The 25728-nt window shown below is 72.3% G+C and carries 25 protein-coding genes and 1 pseudogene; 14 read left to right on the plus strand and 12 right to left on the minus strand.

Translation table 11 applies throughout. The annotated features are described in order from the left end of the window. Positions 1 to 119 precede the first annotated feature (119 nt). Genes J3486_RS10575 through J3486_RS10590 form a run of 4 tightly spaced genes read left to right on the plus strand, consistent with a single transcriptional unit; the run spans position 120 to position 3803 of the window. Entirely contained in the window at positions 120 to 1490 is a 1371-nt protein-coding gene (locus tag J3486_RS10575) for a ferric reductase-like transmembrane domain-containing protein (RefSeq protein ID WP_207819947.1), read from the plus strand. A gap of 17 nt (positions 1491 to 1507) precedes the next feature. Next, the gene (locus tag J3486_RS10580; RefSeq protein WP_207819948.1) at positions 1508 to 2002 is read left to right on the plus strand and encodes an FMN-binding protein; all 495 of its coding nucleotides are present in this window, start codon (positions 1508 to 1510) and stop codon (positions 2000 to 2002) included. Further along, entirely contained in the window at positions 1995 to 2762 is a 768-nt protein-coding gene (locus J3486_RS10585; RefSeq protein ID WP_207819949.1) for an FAD:protein FMN transferase, read from the plus strand. Before J3486_RS10580 ends, J3486_RS10585 begins: the two co-directional genes overlap by 8 nt. A gap of 57 nt (positions 2763 to 2819) precedes the next feature. Beyond that, on the plus strand, positions 2820 to 3803 hold the full coding sequence (locus tag J3486_RS10590; protein WP_207819950.1) for a bile acid:sodium symporter family protein: 984 nt from the start codon (positions 2820 to 2822) through the stop codon (positions 3801 to 3803). Positions 3804 to 3827: 24 nt separating this feature from the next. Here J3486_RS10590 and J3486_RS10595 read toward each other — a convergent pair whose 3' ends face one another. From J3486_RS10595 to argC, 5 genes are all read right to left on the minus strand, one after another. After that, positions 3828 to 4349: an arginine repressor gene (locus J3486_RS10595; protein WP_207820276.1), complete on the minus strand. Its 522-nt coding sequence runs from the start codon at positions 4347 to 4349 to the stop codon at positions 3828 to 3830. Between the two features lie 67 nt (positions 4350 to 4416). Then, positions 4417 to 5625, minus strand: coding sequence for an acetylornithine transaminase (locus J3486_RS10600; RefSeq protein ID WP_207819951.1), 1209 nt, complete (start codon positions 5623 to 5625; stop codon positions 4417 to 4419). Beyond that, positions 5625 to 6554, minus strand: coding sequence for an acetylglutamate kinase (gene argB / locus J3486_RS10605; protein WP_207819952.1), 930 nt, complete (start codon positions 6552 to 6554; stop codon positions 5625 to 5627). The genes J3486_RS10600 and argB overlap by 1 nt, the downstream gene beginning before the upstream one ends. Next, positions 6551 to 7702, minus strand: a complete 1152-nt coding sequence (gene argJ / locus J3486_RS10610; protein WP_207819953.1) for a bifunctional glutamate N-acetyltransferase/amino-acid acetyltransferase ArgJ — start codon at positions 7700 to 7702, stop codon at positions 6551 to 6553. The genes argB and argJ overlap by 4 nt, the downstream gene beginning before the upstream one ends. Next, the gene (gene argC, locus J3486_RS10615; RefSeq protein WP_207819954.1) at positions 7699 to 8727 is read right to left on the minus strand and encodes an N-acetyl-gamma-glutamyl-phosphate reductase; all 1029 of its coding nucleotides are present in this window, start codon (positions 8725 to 8727) and stop codon (positions 7699 to 7701) included. Before argC ends, argJ begins: the two co-directional genes overlap by 4 nt. 133 nt (positions 8728 to 8860) lie before the next feature. Between argC and J3486_RS10620 the strand changes: the two genes are divergently transcribed. The 4 genes from J3486_RS10620 to J3486_RS10635 are packed head-to-tail and all read left to right on the plus strand — an operon-like array spanning position 8861 to position 11421. Next, positions 8861 to 9385, plus strand: coding sequence for a DUF3592 domain-containing protein (locus J3486_RS10620; protein WP_207819955.1), 525 nt, complete (start codon positions 8861 to 8863; stop codon positions 9383 to 9385). A 32-nt stretch (positions 9386 to 9417) separates the two neighbouring features. Continuing rightward, entirely contained in the window at positions 9418 to 9720 is a 303-nt protein-coding gene (locus J3486_RS10625; protein ID WP_207819956.1) for a helix-turn-helix transcriptional regulator, read from the plus strand. After that, positions 9717 to 10109 (plus strand): VOC family protein, encoded by a 393-nt coding sequence (locus tag J3486_RS10630; RefSeq protein WP_207819957.1) that lies wholly within the window; start codon positions 9717 to 9719, stop codon positions 10107 to 10109. The genes J3486_RS10625 and J3486_RS10630 overlap by 4 nt, the downstream gene beginning before the upstream one ends. A gap of 25 nt (positions 10110 to 10134) precedes the next feature. Then, positions 10135 to 11421, plus strand: coding sequence for a HEAT repeat domain-containing protein (locus J3486_RS10635; RefSeq protein WP_207819958.1), 1287 nt, complete (start codon positions 10135 to 10137; stop codon positions 11419 to 11421). Here J3486_RS10635 and J3486_RS10640 read toward each other — a convergent pair. After that, positions 11409 to 12647 (minus strand): alanine--tRNA ligase-related protein, encoded by a 1239-nt coding sequence (locus J3486_RS10640; protein WP_207819959.1) that lies wholly within the window; start codon positions 12645 to 12647, stop codon positions 11409 to 11411. The genes J3486_RS10635 and J3486_RS10640 overlap by 13 nt on opposite strands. Before the next feature lie 944 nt (positions 12648 to 13591). Here J3486_RS10640 and J3486_RS10645 point away from each other — a divergent pair. The 3 genes from J3486_RS10645 (at position 13592) to J3486_RS10655 (ending at position 16037) form a co-directional block, all read left to right on the plus strand. Then, positions 13592 to 14167 carry a GrpB family protein gene (locus J3486_RS10645; protein ID WP_207819960.1) on the plus strand — a complete coding sequence of 192 codons (576 nt, stop codon included), beginning with the start codon at positions 13592 to 13594 and terminating at the stop codon, positions 14165 to 14167. Positions 14168 to 14242: 75 nt separating this feature from the next. Continuing rightward, a complete protein-coding gene (locus tag J3486_RS10650; protein ID WP_207819961.1) occupies positions 14243 to 15235 on the plus strand; it encodes an aldo/keto reductase in 993 nt (330 codons plus the stop codon). Further along, on the plus strand, positions 15228 to 16037 hold the full coding sequence (locus tag J3486_RS10655) for an AAA family ATPase (RefSeq protein WP_207819962.1): 810 nt from the start codon (positions 15228 to 15230) through the stop codon (positions 16035 to 16037). The genes J3486_RS10650 and J3486_RS10655 overlap by 8 nt, the downstream gene beginning before the upstream one ends. On the opposite strand, the gene J3486_RS10660 is transcribed toward J3486_RS10655, so the two are convergent. Together J3486_RS10660 and J3486_RS10665 are read right to left on the minus strand one after the other, a co-directional pair. Then, positions 16034 to 17407, minus strand: coding sequence for a cytochrome P450 (locus J3486_RS10660; RefSeq protein WP_207819963.1), 1374 nt, complete (start codon positions 17405 to 17407; stop codon positions 16034 to 16036). The genes J3486_RS10655 and J3486_RS10660 overlap by 4 nt on opposite strands. 136 nt (positions 17408 to 17543) lie before the next feature. Further along, a complete protein-coding gene (locus tag J3486_RS10665) occupies positions 17544 to 20048 on the minus strand; it encodes an alpha-L-arabinofuranosidase C-terminal domain-containing protein (protein WP_207819964.1) in 2505 nt (834 codons plus the stop codon). A gap of 115 nt (positions 20049 to 20163) precedes the next feature. Between J3486_RS10665 and J3486_RS10670 the strand changes: the two genes are divergently transcribed. Further along, on the plus strand, positions 20164 to 20646 hold the full coding sequence (locus J3486_RS10670) for a DUF6314 family protein (protein WP_207819965.1): 483 nt from the start codon (positions 20164 to 20166) through the stop codon (positions 20644 to 20646). Here J3486_RS10670 and J3486_RS10675 read toward each other — a convergent pair. From J3486_RS10675 to J3486_RS10685, 3 genes are read right to left on the minus strand one after another with little or no spacing between them, the layout of a single operon-like run. Beyond that, positions 20591 to 21169 carry a histidine phosphatase family protein gene (locus J3486_RS10675; protein ID WP_207819966.1) on the minus strand — a complete coding sequence of 193 codons (579 nt, stop codon included), beginning with the start codon at positions 21167 to 21169 and terminating at the stop codon, positions 20591 to 20593. The two genes, J3486_RS10670 and J3486_RS10675, sit on opposite strands and share 56 nt — an antisense overlap. 39 nt (positions 21170 to 21208) lie before the next feature. Beyond that, entirely contained in the window at positions 21209 to 21670 is a 462-nt protein-coding gene (locus J3486_RS10680) for a GNAT family N-acetyltransferase (protein WP_207819967.1), read from the minus strand. Continuing rightward, positions 21663 to 23135 carry a PLP-dependent aminotransferase family protein gene (locus J3486_RS10685; protein ID WP_207819968.1) on the minus strand — a complete coding sequence of 491 codons (1473 nt, stop codon included), beginning with the start codon at positions 23133 to 23135 and terminating at the stop codon, positions 21663 to 21665. Before J3486_RS10685 ends, J3486_RS10680 begins: the two co-directional genes overlap by 8 nt. Here J3486_RS10685 and J3486_RS10690 point away from each other — a divergent pair. Together J3486_RS10690 and J3486_RS10695 are read left to right on the plus strand one after the other, a co-directional pair. Then, a complete protein-coding gene (locus J3486_RS10690; RefSeq protein WP_207819969.1) occupies positions 23134 to 24069 on the plus strand; it encodes a DMT family transporter in 936 nt (311 codons plus the stop codon). The genes J3486_RS10685 and J3486_RS10690 overlap by 2 nt on opposite strands. A 79-nt stretch (positions 24070 to 24148) precedes the next feature. Next, positions 24149 to 24346, plus strand: coding sequence for a DUF1918 domain-containing protein (locus J3486_RS10695; protein ID WP_207819970.1), 198 nt, complete (start codon positions 24149 to 24151; stop codon positions 24344 to 24346). On the opposite strand, the pseudogene J3486_RS10700 reads toward J3486_RS10695, so the two are convergent. Beyond that, positions 24291 to 25551: pseudogene (locus J3486_RS10700) on the minus strand (glycoside hydrolase family 10 protein). The gene J3486_RS10695 and the pseudogene J3486_RS10700 sit on opposite strands and share 56 nt — an antisense overlap. Positions 25552 to 25728 lie beyond the last annotated feature (177 nt).

Raw genomic sequence — 25728 nt, forward strand, 5'->3', positions numbered from 1 at the left:
GTTTCCTCTGAGAAATGTGCCGGATTCGCCACAGGAAGGCCCGCAGGGGTCATCCTCAGAGCCCGCTCAGAAGTTGGCCCCGCACAGTGGCACATCTGAACCACCCGTGAGGAGGCCCCATGGTCACCGCGACCCACAGTCCACCGCCCACCCGGCACCGCGCTCCGGCCGCGGAGCACCGCCGCTCCCCCGCGGTGCCTCTGCTGGCCGCGGCCTGGGCGGGGGGTCTCGCGGTGCTCGGCCTGTGGTGGCAGGACACCACGTCGGTCGTCGGCGCCGCCGGCTGGCTGAACGGTGCCGGGCGGATCACCGGCCTGCTGTGCGGCTACATGTGCGCGCTGCTGGTCGTGCTGATGGCCCGGGTGCCGTGGCTGGAGCGGGGCGTGGGCAGCGACCGCGCGGTGCGCTGGCACGCCTCGGCCGGACGGTGGACGGTCGGCCTGCTCCTCGCCCACATCGTGCTGATCACGCTCGGCTACGCGGCGCAGGCGCACGTCGATGTCGTCAGCGAGTTCTTCTCGATCGTCCTCGACCTGCCGGAGATGCTGAAGGGCACGCTGGGCGCGGCGATCCTGGTCCTCGTCGGCTTCGTGTCGGCGCGCGCCGTGCGGCGCCGGATGCGGTACGAGACCTGGTACTACCTGCATCTGCTGACGTACGCGGCGATCTTCCTTGCCTTCTGGCACCAGCTGGCGCTCGGCGCGGACTTCGTCGGCAACCAGGCCGCGCAGTTCGCCTGGTACGTGCTCTACGTCGGCGCGGCCGCGCTGGTGCTCTGGTTCCGGGTCCTGGTCCCCGTACGGTCCAATCTGCGCCACCGCCTGCGGGTGGAGGCCGTGGTGCCGGAGGGGCCCGGGGTGCACTCGGTGTGGGTGCGCGGCCGGCATCTGGACGAGCTGGGCGCGCGGCCCGGTCAGTTCTTCCGCTGGCGGTTCCTGACGCAGGGCCTGTGGAACGCCTCGCACCCGTACTCGCTGTCCGCGGTGCCGCAGCCCGATCTGCTGCGGATCACCGTGAAGTCGCTCGGTGACCACAGCGCCGCGGTGCCGACGATCACGCGCGGCACCCGGGTGTGGGCCGAGGGCCCGTACGGGGCGCTCACCGCGGACCGGCGGCGCCGCCGCAAGGTGCTGCTGCTCGCGGGCGGCACCGGGATCACCCCGCTGCGCACGCTCTTCGAGACGCTGCCCGCGGCACCCGGCGACCTCACGCTGCTCTACCGGGCCCGCACCACCGAGGAGTTGACGCTCCGTCATGAGCTGGAGGCGATAGCGGACCGGCGCGGGGCCCGGTTGCTGTACGCCCTGAACGGGCCGGACGGCGCCCGCACGCCGATCACCGCGGACCGGCTGCGGGCGACGCTGCCCGACATCGCGCAGCACGACGTGTATCTGTGCGGGCCGCATCCGCTCTCGGTCGCCGCGTACGACGCGCTGCGGGAGGCCGGGGTGCCCGCGTCCCGGATCCACTACGAGTCCTTCGAGTTCTGAGGAGCGTGAGCAGCGCCATGAAAGCCCATCCGCTCCGCCGGACCGTTCTGACCTGCGCCTCGACCGTCACGGTGACGGTGCTCGCGCTGGCGATGAAGCCGCACTCGACGTTCGCGAGGGCTGCGCCCTCCACCTCGGCGCCCTCGGCCTCGGTGCCCTCCCCCTCGGCCTCGTCGGGGTCCGGCAGCTCTTCGGGCAGCTCGTCCGGCAGTTCGTCCGGCGGCTCGACGTCCGGGACCCGCACGCTCACCGGCAGCACCGTGCAGACCCGCTACGGACCGGTGCAGGTCGAGATCACCCTGAGCGGCTCGAAGATCACGGCGGCGCGGGCGGTGCAGTCGCCGTCCGGCGATCCGCGCAGCCGGCAGATCAACGCCTCCGCGGTCCCGGTCCTCGTCCAGGAGACGCTCTCCGCACAGCACGCGCAGATCGACACCGTCTCGGGTGCCACCTTCACCAGCGAGGGCTACATCTCCTCGTTGCAGAGCGCCATCGACCAGGCTCATGGCTGAGCGCGCCGGGCCGCACCGGGTGGTGCACACGATGGGCACGGTGTTCTCCTTCACGGTGCGCGACGCCTCGACTCCCCTGCTGGAGAGGGCACTTGACGAGGCCGAGGCACTGCTCCGCCACGTGGACCGGGTGTTCTCGACGTACCGCGAGGACAGCGCGGTCAGCGCCCTGGCACGCGGCGAGCGGGTGCCCGAGGCGTGGCGGCCGGAGGTCGACGAGGTACTCGCGCTGTGTGCGCGGGCCGAGCGGGAGAGCGAGGGCTGGTTCTCGGTGCGGCACTCGGCGGGCCTCGACCCGAGCGGCCTGGTGAAGGGCTGGGCCGTGGAGCGGGCCGCCGAGCTGCTGTGGGACGCGGGCGCCGGCTCGGTGTGCGTGAACGGCGGCGGCGACGTGCAGCTGCACGGCGGACCCTGGCGGGTGGGCGTCACTCATCCGCTGGAGCCCGGCAAGGTGGCGGCCGTCGTCTCCTCGCAGGCGGGCCCGCTCGCGGTGGCGACGTCCGGGACCGCGGAGCGCGGCTGCCACATCGTCGACCCGCACACGGGCGAGCCCCCGGTCGGCGCCCCGGCCTCGCTGACCGTGGTGTGCGCCGGGCTGACCCGGGCGGACACCCTGGCGACGGCCGCGTACGCGCGCGGCGCGGGGGCCAGGGAATGGCTGGAAGAACAGCCGGGCATCGGGTCGTTCGCGGTGGCGGCGGACGGGTCGACCTGGACGACGGGCACCTTCGGCGCACCCGCCACCCCGATTCAGGTGTAGCGACCACATATCGAGACGGGGTTGCATGCCCCTGTCACGCAGGCGTTGCATCGCCCGGTGCGAAGCGATACCGAACAGACGTCCCCCACCCGTCCCGAGACGAGCGGATCCGCCGGCCGGGCGGCCCGGCTCGCGGTCACCGTGTTCCCCGTCCTCGTGCTCGCCGCGGGCGGGCTGGGCCTTGCGGCGCCGGGCGCGTTCGCCGGCTGGAAGACCGACGTGCCCTACCTGCTGGGCATCGTGATGTTCTGCATGGGCCTGACGATGACCCTGGGAGACTTCAAGGGGGTCGCGCAGCGGCCCTGGGCCGTCGGTCTCGGGCTCGTCGCACACTATGTGATCATGCCGGGGCTCGGCTGGCTGATCGCCCACGCCCTTGACCTGTCACCCCAGTTGGCGGCCGGTGTCATCCTGGTCGGCTGTGCGCCGAGCGGCACCGCGTCGAACGTCGTGACGTATCTGGCGCGCGGCGACGTCGCCCTGTCGGTCTCCGTCGCGACCGTCTCCACCGTCCTCGCGCCGCTGGTCACCCCGCCACTGACACTGCTGCTCGCCGGTGAGTATCTGCCGGTCGACGCGGGCTCGATGATGACCGACATCCTCAAGACGGTGCTGCTGCCGGTGATCGGTGGCCTCGTGGTCCGGCTGCTCTTCGGGCGTCGGCTGGACCGGGTCATGGGCGTGCTGCCGTGGCTCTCCGCGCTGACCGTCGCGGTGATCGTGGCCGTGGTCGTCGCCGGGAGCGCCGACGCGATCAAGTCGGCGGCCGGGATGGTGCTGCTCGCCGTGGTGCTGCACAACGGCCTGGGGCTCGCCCTGGGCTACGGCGCGGGCAAGGTGGCCCGGCTCGGGGCACCGGCGTCGCGCGCCATGGCGTTCGAGGTCGGGATGCAGAACTCGGGGCTCGCCGCCTCCCTGGCCACCGCTCACTTCAGCCCGCTGGCCGCGCTGCCCGCCGCCGTGTTCTCCGTGTGGCACAACGTGTCGGGTGCGCTGGTCGCGGCCTGGATGTCGTACCGGGCCAGGCGCGCCGCCGACTGACGGCGGGCGCGCCCCGGCCCGGGCTCAGTGGTCGTTCTGCGCGAGCCGCAGCAGGTGATCGGCCAGCGCCTGGCCGCCCGCCGGGTCCCGGCTGATGAGCAGTAGGGTGTCGTCGCCGGCGATCGTGCCGAGGATGACGTGCAGTTCGGCCTGGTCGATCGCGGAGGCGAGGAACTGGGCGGCGCCCGGCGGCGTGCGGAGCACCACCAGGTTCGCCGACGCCTCGGCGGAGATGAGCAGTTCACCGGCGAGGCGGCGCATCCGCTCCTCCTTCGCCGATTCGCCGAGCGGGGCCTGCGGGGTGCGGAAACCGCCCTCGCTGGGCACCGCGTAGATCAGCTCACCGTTGGTGTTGCGGATCTTGACCGCGCCCAGCTCATCCAGGTCACGGGAGAGCGTGGCCTGGGTGACGCTGAGCCCGTCGTCGGACAGCAGCTTCGCCAGCTGGCTCTGCGAGCGCACCGGCTGCCGGTTGAGGATGTCCACGATCCGGCGGTGGCGCGCCGTGCGTGTCTGCGGCACCGCGGGGCCGTGGGCCTGCACCATGTTCGCCGCGTTGGCCGCGGCCTGCAGGTCTCTCTCCGCTTTGCTGCTCATCGTCGTCGTCCCATCCTCAGGATCGTCCTTCCCCGTCCGCCGCTGCGGCGTCCAGGATCGCGGGCAGCGCCGCGAGGAACGCGTCCGCCTCCGCGTCGGTCAGGTTCAGCGGCGGCATCAGCCGGACGACGTCGGGGGCGGGCGCGTTCACCAGGAAGCCCGCGTCCTGGGCCGTCTGCTGCACCTGGGGTGCGCGCGGCCCGGTGAGCACGATACCCAGGAGCAGGCCCGCGCCCCTGACATGGCTGACGAGCGGGTGCCGCAGACCTTCGATTCCGGCCGTGATCCGCTCGCCGACGCGCTTGGTGTTCTCCAGGAGCCCCTCGGCCGCGATGGTGTCGAGGACGGCGAGGCCCGCGGCGCAGACCACCGGGTTGCCACCGAACGTGGTGCCGTGCTGCCCCGGCTTGAGCAGCTTCGCCGTCTCGCCGAAGGCCACGGTCACACCGAGCGGCAGGCCGCCGCCGATGCCCTTGGCGAGCGTGACGACGTCCGGGTCGACGCCTTCTTCCGCCTGGTACGCGAACCAGTGGCCGGTGCGGCCGATGCCGGTCTGCACCTCGTCGAGGACGAGCAGGGTGCCGGTGGCGCGGGTGATCTCGCGAGCCGCCTTGAGGTAGCCGGCGGGCGGCACCACCACACCGTTCTCCCCCTGGACGGGTTCGATGATGACGAAGGCGGTCTCCTCGGTGACGGCGGCGCGCAGCGCGTCCACGTCGCCGTACGGGACATGCGTAACGTCACCCGGGAGCGGAGTGAAGCCGTCCTGCTTGCCGGGCTGTCCGGTGAGGGCGAGGGCGCCCATGGTCCGGCCGTGGAAGCCGCCGGTGGTGGCCACCATGTGGGTGCGGCCGGTGAGCCGGCCGATCTTGAACGCCGCCTCGTTGGCCTCGGCGCCGGAGTTGCAGAAGAAGACCGCGCCGTCCCGGCCGAAGAGCTGGAGGAGGCGCTCGGCGAGGGCGACCGGCGGCTCGGCGATGAACAGGTTCGAGACGTGGCCGAGCGAACCGAGCTGCTGGCCGACCGCCTCGGCGATCGCCGGGTGGGCGTGGCCCAGCGCGTTGACCGCGATGCCGCCGACGAAGTCGGTGTACTCCTTGCCGTCGGCGTCCCACAGCTTGGCGCCGGCCCCCTTGACCAGCGGCAGCCGGGGCGTGCCGTAGTTGTTCATGAGCGCGCCCTGCCAGCGGGACGTCAGCTCTGCGTTCTTTCCGTTGCCGCCCATCAGTTCGTCTCCCCCTCCGCATCGGGCACGACCATGGTGCCGATGCCTTCGTCCGTGAAGATCTCCAGCAGGATCGAGTGCTGGACGCGGCCGTCGATGACGCGGGCGGTGTGCACGCCGTTGCGCACGGCGTACAGGCAGCCCTCCATCTTCGGGACCATGCCGCTCGCCAACTCCGGGAGCAGCTTCTCGAGTTCGGCGGCGGTGAGCCGGCTGATGACCTCGTCGGAGTGCGGCCAGTCCTCGTAGAGGCCCTCGACGTCGGTCAGCACCATCAGCGTCTCGGCGTCCAGAGCCGCAGCGAGTGCCGCAGCCGCCGTATCAGCATTGACGTTGTAGACATGGTGATCGTCCTGGGAACGGGCGATCGAGGAGACGACCGGGATCCGGCCGTCGGCGAGCAGGGCCTCGATGGCGCCGGTGTCGATCTCGGTGATCTCGCCGACGCGGCCGATGTCGACCAGCTCGCCCTCGATGCGGGGCTGGTGCTTGGTGGCGGTGATGGTGTGCGCGTCCTCGCCGGTGAGGCCGACGGCGAGCGGGCCGTGCTGGTTGAGCAGCCCGACGAGCTCGCGCTGCACCTGTCCGGCGAGCACCATCCGTACGACGTCCATGGCGTCCTCGGTGGTGACCCGCAGGCCGGCCTTGAACTCGCTGACGATGCCGTGCCGGTCGAGGGCCGCGCTGACCTGCGGGCCGCCGCCGTGCACGACGACGGGCTTGAGCCCGGCGTGGTGCAGGAAGACGACGTCCTGCGCGAAGGCCGCCTTCAACTCCTCGTCGATCATGGCGTTTCCGCCGAACTTGATGACGACGGTCTTGCCGTGGTGGCGGGTCAGCCAGGGCAGCGCCTCGATGAGCGTCTGGGCCTTGGGCAGCGCGGTGTGCTTGCGCGCGCCGGGCTGCACTGTCTTGTCGGTCTCGCTCATGAGGAGTACGCGCTGTTCTCGTGGACGTAGTCGGCGGTGAGGTCGTTGGTCCAGATCGTGGCGGTCTCGGTGCCCGCGGCGAGGTCCGCGGTGACGACGACCTCCCGGTAGCGCATGTCGACCTTGTCGCGGTCCTCGCCGACGCTGCCGTTCTTGCAGACCCATACGCCGTTGATCGCGACGTTCAGCCGGTCCGGCTCGAAGGCTGCCGACGTGGTGCCGATGGCGGAGAGCACCCGGCCCCAGTTGGGGTCCTCGCCGTGGATGGCGCACTTGAGGAGGTTGTTCCGGGCGATGGAGCGGCCCACCTCGACGGCGTCGGCCTCGCTCGCCGCGTTGACGACCTCGACCTTGATGTCCTTGCTGGCGCCCTCGGCGTCGCCGATGAGCTGGCGGCCGAGGTCGTCGCAGACGACCTTCACGGCGTGCGCGAACTCGGCGTACTCCGGGGCGACTTCGGCCGCGCCGGAAGCGAGCAGCAGCACCGTGTCGTTCGTCGACATGCAGCCGTCGGAGTCGACCCGGTCGAAGGTGACCCGGGTCGCGTCGCGCAGCGCCTTGTCGAGGACCTCACTGTCGAGGTCGGCGTCGGTGGTGAGGACGACGAGCATGGTGGCCAGGCCCGGGGCGAGCATGCCCGCGCCCTTCGCCATGCCGCCGACCGTCCAGCCCTCGCCCTCGAACACGGCGGTCTTGTGCACCGTGTCGGTGGTCTTGATGGCGATGGCGGCCTTCTCGCCGCCGTGCTCGGAGAGCTGAGCGGCGGCGGTCTCGACGCCCGGCAGGAGCTTGTCCATCGGGAGCGTGACACCGATGAGGCCGGTGGACGCGACCGCGACCTCTCCCGCGTTCAGCCCGAGCGTCTCCGCGACCTTCTCTGCCGTGGCGTGCGTGTCCTGGAAGCCCTTCGGCCCCGTACAGGCGTTGGCGCCACCGGAGTTGAGGACGACGGCGGAGACGAGACCGCCCTTGAGGACCTGCTCGGACCAGAGGACCGGGGCGGCCTTCACGCGGTTGGAGGTGAACACGCCCGCGGCCGCCAGGCGGGGGCCTCGGTTGACCACGAGGGCCAGGTCCGGGTTCCCGCTCTGCTTGATCCCGGCGGCGATGCCCGCGGCCTGGAATCCCTTGGCTGCCGTCACACTCACGGCGCGACTCCGATCGTCGAAAGGCCCGTGGTCTCATCCAGACCGAGGGCGATGTTCATGGACTGAACGGCACCGCCTGCGGTGCCCTTCGTCAGGTTGTCGATGGCGCTGATCACGATGACGCGGCCGGCCTCCTGGTCGTACGCGACCTGGATCTGCACCGCGTTCGACCCGTACACCGCGGCCGTCTGCGGCCACTGCCCCTCGGGGAGCAGATGCACGAACGGCTCGTCGGCGTACGCCTTCTCGTACGCGGCGCGCACGGTCTCGGCGGTGACGCCGTCCTTGGCCTTGGCGCTGCACGTGGCGAGGATGCCGCGCGGCATGGGCGCGAGCGTCGGCGTGAAGGAGACGCTCACCCGCTCCCCTGCGGCCGCGCTGAGGTTCTGGATCATCTCGGGCGTGTGCCGGTGCAGTCCGCCCACGCCGTACGGCGACATGTTCCCCATGACCTCGCTGCCGAGGAGGTGGGGCTTGGCCGCCTTGCCCGCGCCGGAGGTGCCGGACGCGGCCACGATCACGGCCTCGCTCTCGACGAGCCCCGCCCCGTACGCGGGGAAGAGCGCCAGCGAGACCGCCGTCGGGTAACAACCGGGCACCGCGATGCGCTTGGACCCCTCCAGCGCCGCGCGGCCACCCGGCAGCTCGGGAAGGCCGTACGGCCAGGTGCCGGCGTGCGGGCTGCCGTAGAACTTCTCCCAGTCCGCGGCGTCCTTGAGCCGGAAGTCCGCGCCCATGTCGACGACGAGGACGTCCGGGCCGAGCTGCTCGGCGACGGCGGCGGACTGCCCGTGCGGCAGCGCCAGGAACACGACATCGTGGCCGGAGAGCACCTCGGCGGTGGTCTCCTGGAGGACACGGCCGGCGAGCGGGTGCAGGTGGGGCTGCAGGGCACCCAGTCGCTGCCCCGCGTTCGAGTTGCCCGTCAGGGCGCCGATCTCCACCTCGGGGTGGGCGAGCAGCAGGCGCAGGACTTCGCCGCCCGCGTATCCGCTCGCTCCAGCCACTGCTGCGCGTACCGCCATGGAACCCTCCTCTTGGATGGCATGACTATACGTGCCGCTGCACGTTTATGCAATCAATCATCTGGGATAGCGTCCTTGTCGCCCCTCGCGCGAGGGGCGTACGGGACGAGCGGGAACGAGCGAGAGGGACGGCATGCGGTTGCGGGTACGGGGGCGGAGCTCCGGCTGGTGGGTCACGTTCGGGGCGATCGCGTTCGGCTCGCTGTTCCTGGTCATCGGGCTGATCATGGCGGGGGTGTCGGTTTCGTTCGTGGCCGGTGCCGAGCGCGCGCGGGGCAGGGTGGTGTCGCTGGAGTGGTCGTCGGGCGACACCGGCGGCGGGTACCGCACGTCCCGGTCCAGCAACGGCCCGACGGCGCACCCGGTCGTCGAGTTCACTCCCGCGGGCGGCGGGCTCACCACGTTCCACAGCTCGACCGGATCGAATCCGCCCGCGTACGACGTGGGCGAGGAGGTCGAGGTGCTGTACCGCGCGGACGACCCGCACGACGCGCAGATCAACGGGTTCGTCTCGCTGTGGCTGCTGCCGCTGATCTTCACCGGGATCGGCCTGGTCATCGGCGGGATCGGCACGGCGGTGGCGCTGGCGAGCCGACGGCGCGGCCGCAGGGCTCCGGCGGCTCCGGTCCGGCTGGACAAGGCGCCCGTCCCGGGTTGATAGGCAAGTGCTTGCTTGCCTATGGTGGAGGCGTGGCCGACGACCTGTTCAAAGCCTTGGCCGACCCCACCCGGCGCACGATCCTCGACGAGCTGACGGAGAAGTCCGGACAGACGCTGTTCGAGATCTGTTCGCGGCTGAGCATGAAGCACCAGCTCGGCCTCTCCCGGCAGGCGGTCTCGCAGCACCTCGCGGTGCTGGAGGCCGCCGGTCTCGTCAGGACCCGGCGCGAGGGCCGCTACAAGTTCCACGACCTGGACACGGCTCCGCTGCGCCGCATCACCGAAAGGTGGCCCGTGCGCGACCCCTCAGAACCCGAGGAGAACACCCCATGAAGATCCATCTGACCAGTGTCTTCGTCGACGACCAGAGCAAGGCCGAGCACTTCTACACGGAGATTCTCGGCTTCCGTAAGAAGCACGACGTGGATCTGGGCGGGGGCGCCCGCTGGCTGACCGTCGTCTCCTGCGAGGAGCCCGGCGGCACGGAGCTTCTGCTGGAGCCCTCGGGCCACCCGGCCGTGAAGCCGTACCGGGACGCCCTCGTCGAGGACGGCATCCCGCTCGCGCAGTTCGCCGTGGACGACGTGCGGGCGGAGTACGAGCGGCTGACGGCCCTCGGGGTGCACTTCACGCAGGAGCCGCTGGAGATGGGCCCGGTCACCACCGCCGTCTTCGACGACACCGTCGGCAATCTGATCCAGATCGCGACCGAGCCGAAGTAGTCGGGCCGGAGAAATGGGGGCAGCGGTGGACGTGATCGCGGATCTCGCCGACCCGGAGCTGCGGGACACGGCGAGGGAGCTGCTGGCCGCGCTCGGCACGGTGGCGGTGCCACGGCTGCTGGCCGAGCTGGTCGACGAGGAGTCGCCGGTGCCGGAGCACGAGATCGAGTTCGTCCTGACGGCGAAGATCGGCCCGCCCGCGTACGACGCCGTGGTGGCGGCCCTGGCCGCGGCGGAGGGTGAACAGGCGCGGCGGCGTCTGAGCCGCACGGTCTCGGGCATCAGGGACCTCGGCAGCCATCTCGGGGCGCTCGGCCATCCGTCCCCGGAGGTGAGGCGGTCGGCGGCCTTCGGCGTGCAGAACCTCTGCTCGACGGCGTACGGGCGCGAGCCGCGGCCCGACATCGACAGTCCGGCCGTGATCGCGGCGCTGCTCCCGCTGCTCGACGACCCCGACGCGGAGGTGGCGCGGCGCGCGGAGTGGGCGCTGAGCACCCTGGGCAGCGACGTCGAGGAACCGCTGCGCAGGATCCGCCGGGAGGGGCCGGGCCGGCTGCGGGCCACCGCGCTCTCACTGCTCGCGGAGGCCGGCGGCGAGGAGGCGCTGTCGGCCGCGGACCGGGCGGCGGTGGAGCGGCTGATCCGGATCAAGCTGCCCGACGACCGGGCACGGCCGCTGGACACCTGCTTCACGTACTGGATCGCCGTGCCCGGCGGCGACGGACGGGGCATCGCTGATCTGCTCGGCCTGTACGACGCCCGCCCGGCGACGTTCGCGCTCGGCCACAGCGTCGCCGTGGACGACAGCCACGACGGCGGCGAGTTCGGCCGGGTCTACGTCACGCCGGAGGTGGACGGCTGGACGCTGGTCGTCGGCCCGTGGTGCGACCCGTGCGACGACGAGCGCGCCGCGGACGTGCTGGACCTGGTCACGCGGCTGAGCCGGCGCTACGGCCGGGCCCAGGCGTACTACTTCGGGGACCAGGGCGACGGCTCGGCCTGGCTCGTCGCCGAGCACGGGACCGTCGTGCGGCGCTGCCTCGCCACCGGGGCGTCCGGCGACGACCGGTTCACGCTGGGCGAGCGGCTGCCCGAGGAGCTGGCGGCCTGCGCCGGGGAGGGCCTCTCGCCGGACGACCCGGAGGACTGGGCGGAGTACGCCCCGTACGCCGCGCCGGAGCTCGCCCGGAGGCTGGGCGTCAGCCCGTTCGCCCTGGGCCCGGACACCGAGGTGCGCGGGGCCGGGTTCATCGCGCTGACGCCGTACGCGCGTCGGCACGGCAGGCCGCGGACGGGCGCCTACCGCATCTGAGGCGTCGGCGTCTGAGGCGTCGACGGGGCCGGCTCGCCGCGCAGGTTCTGGACGAGGTCGCGGGGCAGCCCGTGGGTGTCGTGCAGATGGCGCAGGTCGTCCTCGGTGAGCGGGCCGCGGAAGCGGGGCCGGTCGAGCACCTTGCGGCCGACGTCGAGGAGCCTGCGGAAGCGGCGCTCCTCGTCGAGCAGCACGTCGCGCACGAGTCCGGGGTCGGTGTCCTGCCGGAAGTGGTCACGGGTGTGCTCGATCAACTCACCGGGCAGGTCGACGAGTTCGCGTGTCGGGTCGTCGCGCCACAGGGTGGTCAGGACGCGGCGGACGATGCGCCGCAGCACGTAGCCGCGCCCGGTGCTGGAGGGCCGTACGCCGTCGCCGAGGACGACGAGGGACGAGCGCAGGTGGTCGGTGACGAGCCGGGTCGACGTCTCGTCCAGGTCTCCCCACAGCAGGGGCAGATGCCGTCGCCACGGCGTGAAGACGTCGCAGTCGAAGACCGAGGTGCGGCCCTGGAGGAGGGTGGTGAGGCGTTCCAGGCCGAGTCCGGTGTCGACGTTGCGCCGGGGCAGCGGTTCGAGGGTGCCGTCGGGGCGGGTGCGGTAGCGCATCGACACGTGGTTCCACACCTCGACCCAGCGGTCGTCCCCGGTGGGGGTCGAGCGCGGCTCGGTGTCGCCGGTCCACAGGAACATCTCGGAGTCGGGGCCGCACGGCCCGGTCGGCCCGCCGGACCACCAGTTGTCGTCGACCGTGAGCTCGACCGGAACGCCGAGCCGCCGCCATGTCTCCAGGGACCCGGTGTCGGGGCCGCTGCGTTCGTCACCGCCGAAGACGGTGGTGTGCAGCCGCCCCGGATCGACCCCGAACCCCTCCGTGAGCAGCCGGTACCCCCACTCGATGCTCTGCGGCAGCTCGTAGTCCCCTAGCGACCAGGTGCCGAGCATCTCGAAGACGGTGAGGTGGGTGAGGTCGCCGACCTCGTCCAGGTCGGTGGTGCGCAGACACCGCTGTACGTTGACCAGGCGCCGGCCGAGGGGATGCGGGCGCCCCTCCAGGTACGGGGTGAGGGGATGCATCCCGGACGTCGTGAACAGGACCGGGTCGCCGGGCGGGGGCAGCAGCGTGGACCCGGTGACGGTCCGGTGGCCGCGCTCCTCGAAGTACTCGACGAAGGTGCGGCGGACGTCCTCGACGCCGATGCCGGTGCGGGTGCTGAGGCGATTCATGGTGGGGCTCCTCCAGAGGGCGTACGGGAGGCGCCGGAACGCGGTCCGCGCGAGCACCGGGAGCCGGGCGTCAGCCCGGAGAAGCCTGGAGGTCATCGGCGGTCCGTGTCCGGTCGCCGAGAGCAGGGGGAAAGACGTCAGGCGGCGGCAACCGGCGAGCTGGTCGCTCGCGCGGCTGCGGTGGTGGTTCGGCCGGTGACGTTCATGCTGTCGACGGTAACGCGGGACGCGTCGGGACCGCATCCGCTTTTGTCGCCGGTCCGGGGCGGGGCGCATCCGCTTGTGTCGTCGGTCCGGGGCGGGGGCAGCCGCCTGTATCGCCGATCCGAGGCGCGGGCACAGCCGCCTGTATCGCAGGCCCGGGGCGCGGGCGGCGCAATCCGCTTGTCCGGGTGGGCCGTCGGTAGGGAGGGTGGTGGGGTGACCGTTTTCGCGTGCGGGGGGTGTGGGGCGGTGCTGTCCGCCGCGGTGCGGCGGGTTGCGCTGCATCGGCACGGTCCCACGGGACAGCCGATGCCCCCGCTCATGGAGTCCGGGACGTACGCCGTGGACCCGGAGCCCGTGGGGCCGCCGCGGCCCGGCACGACGTGCTGCCGGTCCCCGTGACGGGCCCGCCGCCCGTGCCCGACCTCGCACTCGTGCCCCGGCATCCGGTGACCGGGGAGACCTGGCAAGCGCCCGACGTCCCGGTGCCGTACGGGCGTACCCGGCCGCCGCGGCCCGGCACGACGTGCTGCCGGTCCCCGTGACGGGCCCGCCGCCCGCGGGCGTCCTGCGCGACGGTCCGCGCCCGTCGCACCCGTACCGGCTGTTCCGGCCCGATCCCGCAGCCGCACCCGCGAGCCGGCCCGGCTGCCCGCCGTACGACAGCCTTGGCTCCGCGCCCTGCACGACCGCGTCCGGGACCACCGCGTCGCGTCGCCCTTCCGACCCGGAAAGCAACCATGCCCTTCCCCGACGAATCCGCCCGCCCCTGGCAGATCGTGCCCCATCAGCCCGCCTGGTCCGCGGAGTTCGAGAGGCTGGCGACCCTGCTGCACGCCACGCTCGGCGCCCTGGCCGTCGCCGTCGACCACGTCGGATCGACCTCCGTACCGGGGCTCGCCGCGAAGGACGTCATCGACGTACAGGTGCGGGTCGCCTCCCTGGCGGACGCCGAGGAGCAGATCACCACCCGCATGACCGGCATCGGCTTCCGGCTCAGGCCCGAACCCTGGAACCACCGGGAGGTCTCGCGCGGGCGCACCTGCCGCAAGCTGGTGTTCGCGCCGCCCGTCGGGGGCCGCCCCGCCAATGTGCACGTACGGGAACAGGGTGGGCCCAACGCCCGTTACGCGCTGCTGTTCCGGGACTATCTGCGGGCCACGCCCGAGGCGCGCGCCGCGTGGGGCGCGTTCAAGCGACGGCTCGCCGAGGACGTCCCGGACCTCTCCGCGTACGGACAGATCAAGGCACCCGCGACGGACGTCCTCATGGGCGCGGCCGAACTGTGGGCCGAAGCGAACCGCTGGAAACCGTGAAGCGGTTGCGCCGGAGTGCACTCGAACCCCTACGGTCGGGACCGTACCCACCGTCACCGGACACCTGGAGCTGCCATGACCGGCCTGCCCACGCGACGACTCGGCTCTCTCACCGTCTCCGCCCAGGGCCTGGGCTGCATGGGGATGAGCCACGCCTACGGCGCCTCGGACGACGAGCAGTCCGTCGGCACCCTTCATCGCGCCCTCGACCTCGGCGTGACCCTGCTCGACACGTCCGACTTCTACGGCGCGGGTCACAACGAGGAGCTGCTCGGCCGCGCCCTCGCCTCCCCCCACCGCCGTGAACAGGCCGTCCTGGCGACGAAGTTCGGGTTCGCCAACAAGCTGGGTGAGCCGACGCTGATCCGGGGCGACGCCGCCTATGTGCGTGAGGCGTGCGAGGCGTCACTGCGGCGGCTCGGGGTCGACCACATCGACCTGTACTACGTGCACCGCGTCGACCGGAACGTGCCGATCGAGGAGACGGTGGGCGCGCTGGCCGAGCTGGTGCGGGAGGGCAAGGTCCGGCACCTGGGGCTGTCCGAAGCGGGCGCGGAGACGATCCGGCGGGCGCACGCCGTGCATCCGATCGCCGCGCTGCAGAGCGAGTACTCGCTGTGGACGCGCGGCCTGGAGGCCGAAGTGCTTCCGGTGTGCCGGGAGTTGGGCATCGGGCTCGTGCCGTTCTCGCCGCTGGGGCGCGGATTCCTCACCGGGCAGTACAAGTCGACCGAGAGTCTGCCGGAGAGCGATCTGCGGCGCAGCCAGCCGCGGTTCGCCGACGGCAACCTGGAGCGCAACCTCGCCATCGTCGCCCGTCTGGAGCGGCTCGCGGCCCAGAAGGGCGTCACGGCCGGGCAGTTGGCGCTGGCCTGGGTGCAGCACCAGGGCGACGACGTGGTGCCGATCCCCGGCACGCGCCGCCAGAAGTACCTGGAGGAGAACGTCGCGGCCGCCACACTGATCCTGTCGGCCGACGAACTCGCCGCCGTCGAGGCCGTGGCCCCGGCCGGTGACGTGGCGGGCGCCCGCTACGACGACAACAGCATCAAGTTCGTCGATGGCTGAGCCGCGCGCCGCCGTGCTCTGGCTGGGCGGGGCGCCCGGCGCCGGCAAGTCCACCGTCGCCGAGCGGCTCGCCCGCCGGCACGGACTGCGGCGCTATCACGCCGACACCCGCACCTGGGCGCATCGCGACCTGGCCCTCGCGCAGGGGGTCCCGGCCGCGCTGCGCTGGGAGTCCGCCGACCGCTGGGCCGCGCCCGTCGAGGAGCTGCTGGCGAGCGCCCTGCACAGCGAGCGCGGGCCGATGGTCGCCGACGACGTGCGCGCCCTGCCCGCCGCGCCGCTCACCGTCGCGGAGGGCACCGTCGTCACGCCGGGTGTCGCCGCGGCGCTCCCGGGCCGCGCCGCGCTCTGGCTGCTGCCCACGCCGGAGCTGCTCGAAAAGCGGCTCACCGAGCGGGAGTTGGGGCCCGCCCCGCTCGCCCTGTACCGGCGCCTCGCCGCCGTCATCGAGCGTGAGGTGCTGGACGCGGGCGCGCCCCACCTGTGGGTCGACGGGGACACGGACGCCGTCGCGGCGGTCACCACCGCCTGGGCCGGTGTGCTGGCGGCGGGCCCGCGCGCCACCACCGCCGCCGAACGCCGCGCGCTGCTCCGCGAGGCGAACGAGGGGGTCGTCGCCCAGTACACGGCGTTCTTCGCCCGCCCCTGGACACCGGACGGGCCGCGCGACGCCGTGGCGGTGTTCTCCTGCGAATGCGGGGACCCCGACTGCACGGCGTGCGTGGAGTGGCCCGTCGCCGCGTTCCCGGCGACCGGCGCACCCCTCACCGCTCCGGGCCACGGGGCCCCGGCGCCCGACTAGCCGCGCTCCCGCACCTCCACCGTCACGTCCTGCGCCGCGTACAGCGTGATGCCGTACCCCACGCGCACGTCCCGGTCCTCGGCCGTCACCTCGTAGCGGCGCAGCAGCACCGCGAGGGCGAGCACCGACTCCAGCATCGCGAAGTGCGCGCCGATGCAGGCGCGCGGGCCGCCGCCGAACGGCAGCCACGCATAGCGCGGCCGTGCCTTCTCGGCCTCCGGCAGGAACCGGTCGGGGTCGAAGCGCTCCGGCTCGTCCCAGTACTCCGGGTGCCGGTGGATCACGTACGAGGCGATCGCGATGTCGGAGCCCGCGGGGACCGTCATCCCGTCGAGCTCCGTGTCGACGACGGCCCGCCGGCCGACCGCCGCGGCCGCCGGATACAGCCGCAGCGCCTCCTTCACGACCCGCTCCAGGTACGGGAGCCGCTCCATGTCGGCGGCCCGCGGGGCCCGTCCGTCGCCGAGCACCGCGTCGAGCTCCTCGTGGGCCCGCCGCTGCACCTGCGGGTTGCGGCCCAGCAGGTGCAGGCCGAACGTCAGCGTCGTCGCCGTCGTCTCGTGCCCCGCCAGCAGGAAGACCAGGACCTGGTCGCGGATCTCGTCGTCGGAGAGCGACTCGCCGTCCTCCGTGCGCGCCTGGATCAGCAGGCCGAGCAGGTCCTGCCCGGGGTCCCCTGCGGCCCTGCGGCGCGCGATCAACTGATCGCACACGCCGTACAGTTCGGTGCGCGCCTCCTCGTAGCGCCGGTTGCCCGGCGTCGGCCAGCCGCGCGGGATCGGGTTCAGGCCGAGGCCCCGCTTCAGGCTCGTGTCGCTGATCAGCGGAAAGCAGCGGCGCACCGCCGGTATCGCCTCGTCGATGTCCGCGCCGAACAGGATCCGGGCGACGATCCGCAGCGTGAGCTGCTCCATCGCCGACGCGGCCTCCACCGTCCGCTCGCCCTTCCAGGAGTCGGCCGTCACCCGCGCCTCGTCGACGACGGCCCGGTCGTACGTGTCGACGCCGCGCCGGGTGAACAGCGGCTGCACGAGTCGCCGTTGGCGCAGGTACGCCTCGTCCTGGCTGGTCAGCAGTCCGTTGCCGAAGCCGAGCCGCACCTCCTCGTAGAAGGCGTTGTCCTTGCGGAAGTCGGTGGCGCGGGTGGCGAGCATCAGCTGGGCGGCCTCCGCCGAGAACGCCCCGTACATCGTGCGCCGCAGGCCGGGCGGGCCGATGTGGAAGCGGACCAGGTCCCCGTGGTTCTCCCGGGCGCGCCGAAAGGCACCCAGGGTGTCGCGCAGCATCTCGGGCAGCGATCCGACCAGCGGCGATCCGTCCACCACGGGCGGCAACCGCCGGGGCGCGGACAGGGATGCGGTACCGGACATCGAACATTCCCCCAACAGCCGTACGTACGAGTAACTATGACCCGAGTATGGCCCGTCCCTCCGACGGCGAAGAGGAGCGGGGGCGACCCCCGCTCCCCCCTCACGTTCCCCACACACACAGGCGTGCTCGATCGGTTCAGCGCTGCTTGATCCTCAGGAACGTCACCGAGTTCGCCGGGAACGTGTAGGTGAAGGTGTCGGCGACTCCGTCGAACCGTGAGGTCACCGGCTTCACGGGGGTGTCCGTGGCCGTGTTCTGCGCCGTCGGGTCGGCCGTCAGCGTCGTCACGGCGGCGGACTTGGCGACCTCGGCGCCGCCGAGGTCCACGGCCGTACGGGCCTGGGCGTCCTGGGCGTTGACGACCTTGACGATCAGGTCACCGGTCTTCTTGTCCCGGGTGACGACCTGGCGGAACGGCTCGGCCGGCTTGTCGTCCTTGAACGAGCCCCACTCCTGGCCGTCCAGGTAGAGGGTGACCTGCCGCCCGCGCACCTTGATGTCGACGTCATAGGCGCGTCCGGTCTCGATCGAGCCGGGCTTGGCGACGAGCGTCGACTTGCCGCCGTTCACGGCCTGTTCGACGGCGGACTGGGTGTTGTTCCAGCCGCCGAGGTTCCACCAGTAGTAGTTCCCGGTGTCCTTGACGCCGAAGGCGACGAGGAAGCCCTCCTTGCCGGACTTCTTGGTGGCCTTCACGTGCAGGTCGTAGTTCTGCCAGCCCGGGTCGCCCGCGGTGACCATGGTGTTCTCCGCGGCGGTGTCGGACTGCACGTACTGGCCGTCCTGGACCGACCAGCTGCCGCTGCCCGAGCCGGTCCACTGCCCGGCGTCACCGCTGAAGTCGTCGCTGAGCAGGGTGTTTCCGTCGGCGTCGGTGACCTTCACGTCGTCGTACGCGGCGCTGGTCGCCCACGTGGAGAGGCCGACGGCGCCGGCGATCGGGGCGAGCGTGGACGGGGTGGCGGTGGCGGTCGACGGCACGACCTGGTCGCCGACGTTGTTCATGAACAGTTTCTGGACCTCGTAGTCGGCCGAGCCCCACGACTTCCGGTCGTTGAACCAGATCATGTCGGGCGACCACTGGACGGTGTCCTGACGGGCGAGCAGCGGCGCGTACGAGGCCAGCTTGACGACGTCCGCGTTGCGTTCGAGGCCCGTCATGTACGCGGCTTCCGACAGGGCGTTGGCCCACTTGTTGCCGCCTGAGGCGTACTCGCCGAGGAAGACCTTCGGGCCGTTCCTGTCGTAGGAGTCGTAGCGGTCGTTGTTCTGGAGGAACCACTGCGGGCTGTTGTAGTAGTGCTCGTCGACCATGTCGACGTGCGCGTCCTTGTTGAGCTTCCAGGCCGTGTCGAAGGTCGTGCCGCTGTCGTCCGGGCCCGAGTTCGAGATCACCTGCATTTTCGGGTACTCGGCGGCGATGGCGGCCCGGAACTGCGTGAACCGGGAGAAGAACGCCTCGGGCAGGTTCTCCTCGTTGCCGACCTCGATGTGCGTGAGGTGGAAGGACTTGGGGTGGCCCATCTGCGCGCGCAGCTTGCCCCACTTGCTGGTGACGGGCCCGTTGGCGAACTCGATGAGGTCGAGGGTGTCCTGGATGTGCCGCTTCAGCAGGGCGTCGTCGTCGGTGGCCCTGTTCTGGCCGCAGCCGGTGACGAGGGCGGGGACGACGGGCAGCGGCATCGCGCCGATGTCCTCGGCGAACTGGAAGTACTCGTAGTAGCCGAGCCCGTAACTCTGGTTGTAGCCCCAGAAGTTGGCGTTGGTGGCGCGCTGCTCGACCGGTCCTACGGTGTCCTTCCACTGGTACGAGCGCTTGCGCTGGTACCCGGACGTCTCGTCGTAGCCCTCCATCGAGCCGGTGTTGACGAGACAGCCGCCGGGGAAGCGCACGAAGCCGGGGTGCAGGTCGGCGATCTTCTGGGCGAGGTCCTTGCGCAGGCCGTTCTTGCGCCCCTTGAAGGTGTCGCGCGGGAAGAGGGAGACCATGTCGAGCGCGGCGTCGGCGGAGCTGGCGACGGTGAGGCGGCCGGTGGTGCTGGAGCGGCTCGCGGTGAAGTTCGCGGTGTACTTGGTCCAGCCGCCAGAGGTGGTGAGCGCGCGCGGCGCGGCGAGGGTGCCGTCGGCGTCCTGGAGCGTCACGGTGAGGTGGGTGTCGGCGTGCGCCCACACCGAGAAGTCGTACTGCTTGCCCTTCTCGACGTTGATGCCGGTGCCGTACGCGGCGTTGGTGACGCTCGAACCGGCGCTCAGGGAGAGGTAGTTGCGGTTGCGGGCGCCCAGGCGGCCGTCGTCGTTCACGACCTCGGCCGTGCCGGTCGCCGTCCACGCGGTCAGCGGCGTGTACGCCTTGTTGTCGGCGGTCGAGTACTCGAAGGACCGGTTCTGCAGCAGTTCCCCGTAGAGCCCGCCGTCGGCGGCCCGGTTGATGTCCTCGAAGAAGACGCCGTACATCGTGTCGTCGATCTTCGCGCCCGTGGCGGCCGGATCGACGGTGACGCCATAGTCCGTGATCGCCGCGTCCGTGACGTCGTCGGCCACCGCCTGCGGCGTGACCGCCGTCCCGATCAGCAGGGCACCGGTGGCCAGCCCGGTCCCGAGTCTCCAGTTGATCCAGCGCTTGCGTCGTCCACGCGTCATGCGCTTCCCTTCACCCCACATGTTCGATATATCGATCAACGTCCTAAACTGCGAACGGCAAGATAGGAAGCAGGGCAACGCGCGTCAACGGTTCGCGCAAAGGTGAGCGGGAGTGATGGGTGTGGCGGGTGAACTCTGGCCGGTTTCCGACGTGTTGGTGTACCTGACCGGAAGCTGGCGGGTCGAGCGGACCGTGCGGGATCTCGCCGCCGACGCGACCGGCACGTTCACCGGCACGACGGAGTTCACGGCGGCGGCAGGCGGCGGGCTGCGGCACTTCGAGTCGGGCTCGTTCACCTGGCACGGAACGACCCGTCCCGCCGAGCGGACCCTCTTCTTCGAGCCGGACCCCGACGCCCCGGGCGCCGCCGTGGTGCGCTTCGGCGACGGCCGCTTCTTCCACGGCCTCGATCTGCGCACGGGCCGGCACGTGGCGGACCATCCGTGCTCGGCGGACCTCTACCGGGGCGAGTTCACGGTGTACGACGCGGGCCGCTGGCGGACGGTGTGGCGGGTGAAGGGCCCGGCGAAGGACCTGCTGCTCACGACGGACTACCGGCGGCAAGCCGGAGGCTCCAGCGCCCCGGATGCCCGCTGACGGTCGCGGCCGACAGCGGCCGCACGTCGATGTTCCAGTACGTCGACGGGGGCGCCTTCAGCGCGTAGACCAGGGCGGCCCGGACCACGGACGGCTCGGCGACGGCCACGATCCGGGTGCCGTCGGCGGGCCGGGTGTCCAGCCAGGCGCCGACCCGCGCGATGAAGGCGAGCAGCGGCTCCCCGCCGTGCGGCGCCGAGCGCGGATCGGCCAGCCAGCGGTCGACGGCGGCCGGTTCGACGGCCGTCACCTCGGCGAGCGTTCGGCCCCGCCAGCGACCCATGTCGCACTCGCGCAGCGCGGGCTGGGCCAGCGGGGCGAGGCCGAGCGCGTCACCGGTCGCGCGGCTGCGCGGGGTCGGCGAGCAGTAGCGCAGCTCGGCCGCGCCGAGGGCGGCGAGGCCGGGCGCCGCGCGCCGCACCTCGTACCAGCCCGCCTCGTCGAGCGGCCGGTCGTCGTCGAAGCGCTCCGCGAGCAGGGCGGAGCTGCGCGCGGCGGCGAGAAGCGTGACGCTGAGCTGCATGCCCGATCGTGTAACCGGCCAGTAGCCAAGGTCAAGAGTTCACCCGCTGTGAGTATCGGGGCGCTGCGCCCCGTCGAAGCAGAGGGCCATCCACCGGTCGGGCCGCTCCAGCGGCTCGAAGCCGACCTCCGCGTACACCCCGTGCGCGTCGTGCGTGGCGAGCAGGACACGGCGGATGCCGAGCGGCTCCAGGTGGTCGCGGGCGGCGGCGACGAGCGCCTTGCCGAGGCCCTTGCCGCGCATCGCCGGGTCCACGTACACATCGCACAGCCAGGCGAAGGTGGCGTGGTCCGTCACGACGCGCGCGTACGCCACCTGCTCCCCCGACGTGTCGTCGTACGCACCGAAGTTGAGGGATCCGGCGATCGCCTTGTCCTGCTTCTCGCGCGTTCTGCCCTTCGCCCAGTACGCGTCGGTGGACAGCCAGCGGTGGACGCGCCCGGCGTCGATGCGGGCGGGGTCGGCGGAGAAGGCGTACCCCTCGGGAAAAGTGTCAGTCATCCGCAGACCCTCGCAGGTCAGAGCCTTCCGCGTCGAACGCATTACGGTGCCATGCCGCCTCCAGGCGCCGCACCCCCTCGGTGATCTCCGCCGCCGAGGCCACCGCCACGAAACTGAACCTGATGTGCGGCGCCGGCGGTTCGGCCGCGAAGTACGGGCGGCCGGGAGCGACCGCGACGCCCGCGTGCAGCGCGGCGGTGACCAGGTGCCGCTCGTCCGTGCCGTCGGGCAGCCGGGCCCACAGGTGGTAGCCGCCGGCCGGGACGTGCGGCACCGACAGTTCGGGCAGGCGCTGCCGCAGCCCGGCCACGAGCAGATCGCGCCGCCGCTTCAACTCCCCCGCCACCGTGCGCAGATGGCGCGGCCAGGCGGGCGAGCCGACGAGTTCGAGGGTGGCCTCCTGCAGCGGGCGCGGCACGAAGAGCTGGTCGACGACCTGGATGGCGCGCAACCGCTCCAGGACGGGCCCGCGCGCGGCGAGACAGCCGATGCGCAGACTCGGCGAGGTCGCCTTGGTCAGCGAGCAGACGTGCACGACGACACCGTCCGCGTCGTCGGTGGCCAGCGGCCTCGGCAGCGGTCCCGCGTCCTCGTGGGCGAGGCGGCGCACGAAGTCGTCCTCGATGACGAAGGCGCCGGCCGCGCGGGCGATCCTCAGCACCTCGGGGCGGCGCTCCGGGGCGAGCACGGCGCCGGTCGGGTTCTGGAAGAGCGGCTGGCAGACGAAGAGTCGCGCCCCGGTCGCCCGGAACGCCTGCTCCAGGAGATCGGGCCGTACGCCGTCGGGGTCCACCGGCACCGGTACCGGCCGCAGCCCCGCGGCCCGCGCGATCGCCAGCATCCCCGGATACGTCGGCGACTCGACCAGCACGGGCGCCCCGGGCGGGGCGAGCGCGCGCAGCGCCGTGCCGAGCGCCGACTGCCCGCCGGAGGTGATCAGCACCTCGGCGTCGGTGACCGCGCCGCCGATGCCGCGCGCGAACCACTCGCGCAGTTCGGGCAGTCCGTCGACGGGCGGCCGGGTCCAGGCACCCGGCCGGCGGCCCGCGCGGGCGAGCGCGGCGGCCATCGCGGCGCCGGGCTGCAGCACCTCGTGCAGATAGCCGCCGTTGAACTCGACGACCCCGGGCGGCGGCGCCGACAGCGTGACCAGTACACCGGACGCGTCGACGGCGCGCGGGACGAGGTCGGTGCCGCCCTCCGCGCTGAGCGCGACCTCCTGCCAGGACGTGTCGCCGGCCGGGGCGGCGGTGCGGGCGGCGGCCTTGAAGACACCGGCACCGGGCCGGGTCACCACGAGCCCTTCGGCGGCGAGCTGCGCGAGGGCCCGCGACACCGTCACCGGACTCACCCTGAACCGTTCGACAAGCGCCCGGCTCGACGGCAGCTTTTCATTGTCCGAGTAGCGGTTCAGCTCACCCTTCAGCTGCTTCGCCAATTCAGCCACGCTGCTACGCTGTTGCATGAAGACAGAGAGTAGCGCTACCGACTCGGCCACGATAGCGGTCACCGCCTCCGACGCGGTACCCGAGCCGCGTTCCGGCCGGGCGCTCGGCACCGCCCTCGCCGCGCTCGGCGTCACCACGTTCTCGCTGACGTTCCCCTCGACCGTGTGGGCTCTCGAAGGGTTCGGGCCCTGGTCCCTGGTGAGCGTGCGCAGCGTCCTGGCGGCCGCGGTCGCCGGCGTGTGCCTGCTCGCGCTGCGGGTGCCGCTGCCGCGCCGCCGCCACTGGGGCGGGCTCGCGGTCGTCGGGGCCGGCGTGGTGCTCGGGTTCCCGATGCTCACCACCCTCGCCCTGCGGACGGCGACGACCGCGCACTCGGCCGTGGTGGTCGGCCTGCTGCCGCTGACCACGGCCGTCCTCTCGGCGCTGCGCACCGGGGCGCGGCCCTCGCGCGCCTTCTGGATCGCGGCCTGCGCGGGCGCCGCCGCCGTGGTCGCGTTCACCGTGCAGCAGAGCGGCGGCGCGCTGACCCGCGCCGATCTCTACCTCTTCGGCGCGCTGCTGATCTGCGCCGCCGGATACACCGAGGGCGGCCGCCTCGCCAAGGTGATGCCGGGCTGGCAGGTCATCTCCTGGGCGCTGGTGCTGTGCCTGCCCCTCACCGCGGCCGGGGCGGGCGTCGCGCTCTCGGCCGAGCCGGTGCACCTCACCGCGCACGCGGTCGTCGGCCTGGTCTGGGTGGCCGTCGTCTCGACCTTCTGCGGCCTGGTCGTCTGGTACAAGGGGATGGGCCTGATCGGCATCCCGAAGGCCAGCCAACTCCAGCTCGCCCAGCCCCTGTTGACCCTCGTCTGGTCGGTGTTCCTGCTCGGCGAGACGCTGCCGGTGGCGGCGCCGCTGACCGCCGCGGCCGTCCTGGTGTGCATCGCGGTGACCCAGCGGACGCGCGGCTGACGCGTTGCCGGGGTTCCAACTCCCCTGCCGCGCCGTAGACTTGCCGCAACTCACGGGCACGGCAAGGGGGGAACTCCCGATGCGCGCAACCGTAGGCGACAAACTTCTCGTGCACGGCCGGATCGTCGGGCAGCACGACCGGGTCGCTCAGATCATCGAAGTGCTCGGGGCGGACGGCGGTCCGCCCTTCCGGGTCCGCTTCGAGGACGGCCACGAGGCGATCATGTCGCCGGGCCCCGACTCGGTCGTACGGCACGCGGGGGACGACAGGGCCTAGGAGTAGTGGTCGGCGACCACCCGGGCCATCGCCCCGATCCGGTCCTGGCCGACCTCCTTGGCGGAGAAGAAGATGTGCCCGCGCACCTCGTGGAAGCCCGCCGCGAACGTCAGGTGCCGGGACAGCTCGGCCGGGTCCTGCCAGGCGGCGGGCTGCGCCGGGTCGCCCGCCTTGTAGAGGGCCTCGCCGATGTACAGCCGCACCCCCGTCCCGCGCACGACGTCGGCCCACCAGGGCACGAGCTTCGCGTAGTCGGCGGCGGCGAAGCCGATGTTCCAGTACACCTGCGGCACGATGTAGTCGATCCACCGCTCACGCACCCACTGACGGGTGTCGGCGTGCAGGTTGTCGTAGGTCTGCACCCCCGCGGTGGTGTCGGAGCCCTCCGGGTCCGTCGCCTTGTTGCGCCACACCGCGAACGGGCTGATCCCGAACCGCGTCCCGGGCCGCGCCTTCTTGATGCGCTGCGCCATCTCCCGTACGAGCTGGTCGATGTTGTCGCGCCGCCAGGCCGCCCGGTCCGGGAACCCGCTCCCGTACGCCGCGTAGGCCGCGTCGTCGTCGAAGGTCTGCCCGGCGACCGGGTACGGGTAGAAGTAGTCGTCGAAGTGGACGGCGTCGATCGCGTACTTCCGCACCGCGTCGGTCATCGCGTCCTCGACGAAGCGGCGGACCTCCGGCAGGCCCGGGTTGTAGTAGAGCTTGCCGCCGTAGGGCACGACCCAGTCGGGGTGCAGCCGGGCCGGGTGCGTGGGCACGAGCCGGCTCGGGTCGGTGTGGTTGGCGACGCGGTACGGGTTGAACCAGGCGTGCAGTTCCAGACCGCGCCGGTGGGCCTCGGTCACGGCCGTGCCCAGCGGGTCCCAGCCCGGATCCTTGCCCTGGGTGCCGGTGAGCACCTCCGACCACGGTTCGTACGGGGACGGCCACAGCGCGTCGGCGGTGGGCCGCACCTGGAAGACGACCGTGTTCAGCCGGCGGCGGACCGCGGTGTCGAGGTGGGCGAGCAGTTCGGCTCGCTGCTCGGCGGCGGTGAGCCCGGCCTTCGACGGCCAGTCCCGGCCCGCGACGGTGGCCAGCCACATGCCCCGCAGCTCGGGGTGGCGGCGTCGGCCGTGGCCCGCGGCGACCGCGTCCCCCGCCGTCAGTCCGGCCACTGCGAGAGCGGCTCCGACCGTGAACGCGCGGCGTGAGATACGTCCCATGGATCCCCCCGATTTCCCGTGTCACTGTGAGCCCTGGATGAACAGGCGTTAACCCGGACTCCATACCTCTCATGTCTACGGGGTAACGTGCAGATCCGGAAGCCCCTGGAAGGGTTTCCAGACCCCTGATCCGGTGGCCCCGAACCCACGGGCGGCCGAGCAGACGAACACCGAAAG

The sequence above is a fragment of the Streptomyces sp. VRA16 Mangrove soil genome (assembly GCF_017377775.1).
Taxonomy (GTDB): Bacteria; Actinomycetota; Actinomycetes; order Streptomycetales; family Streptomycetaceae; genus Streptomyces.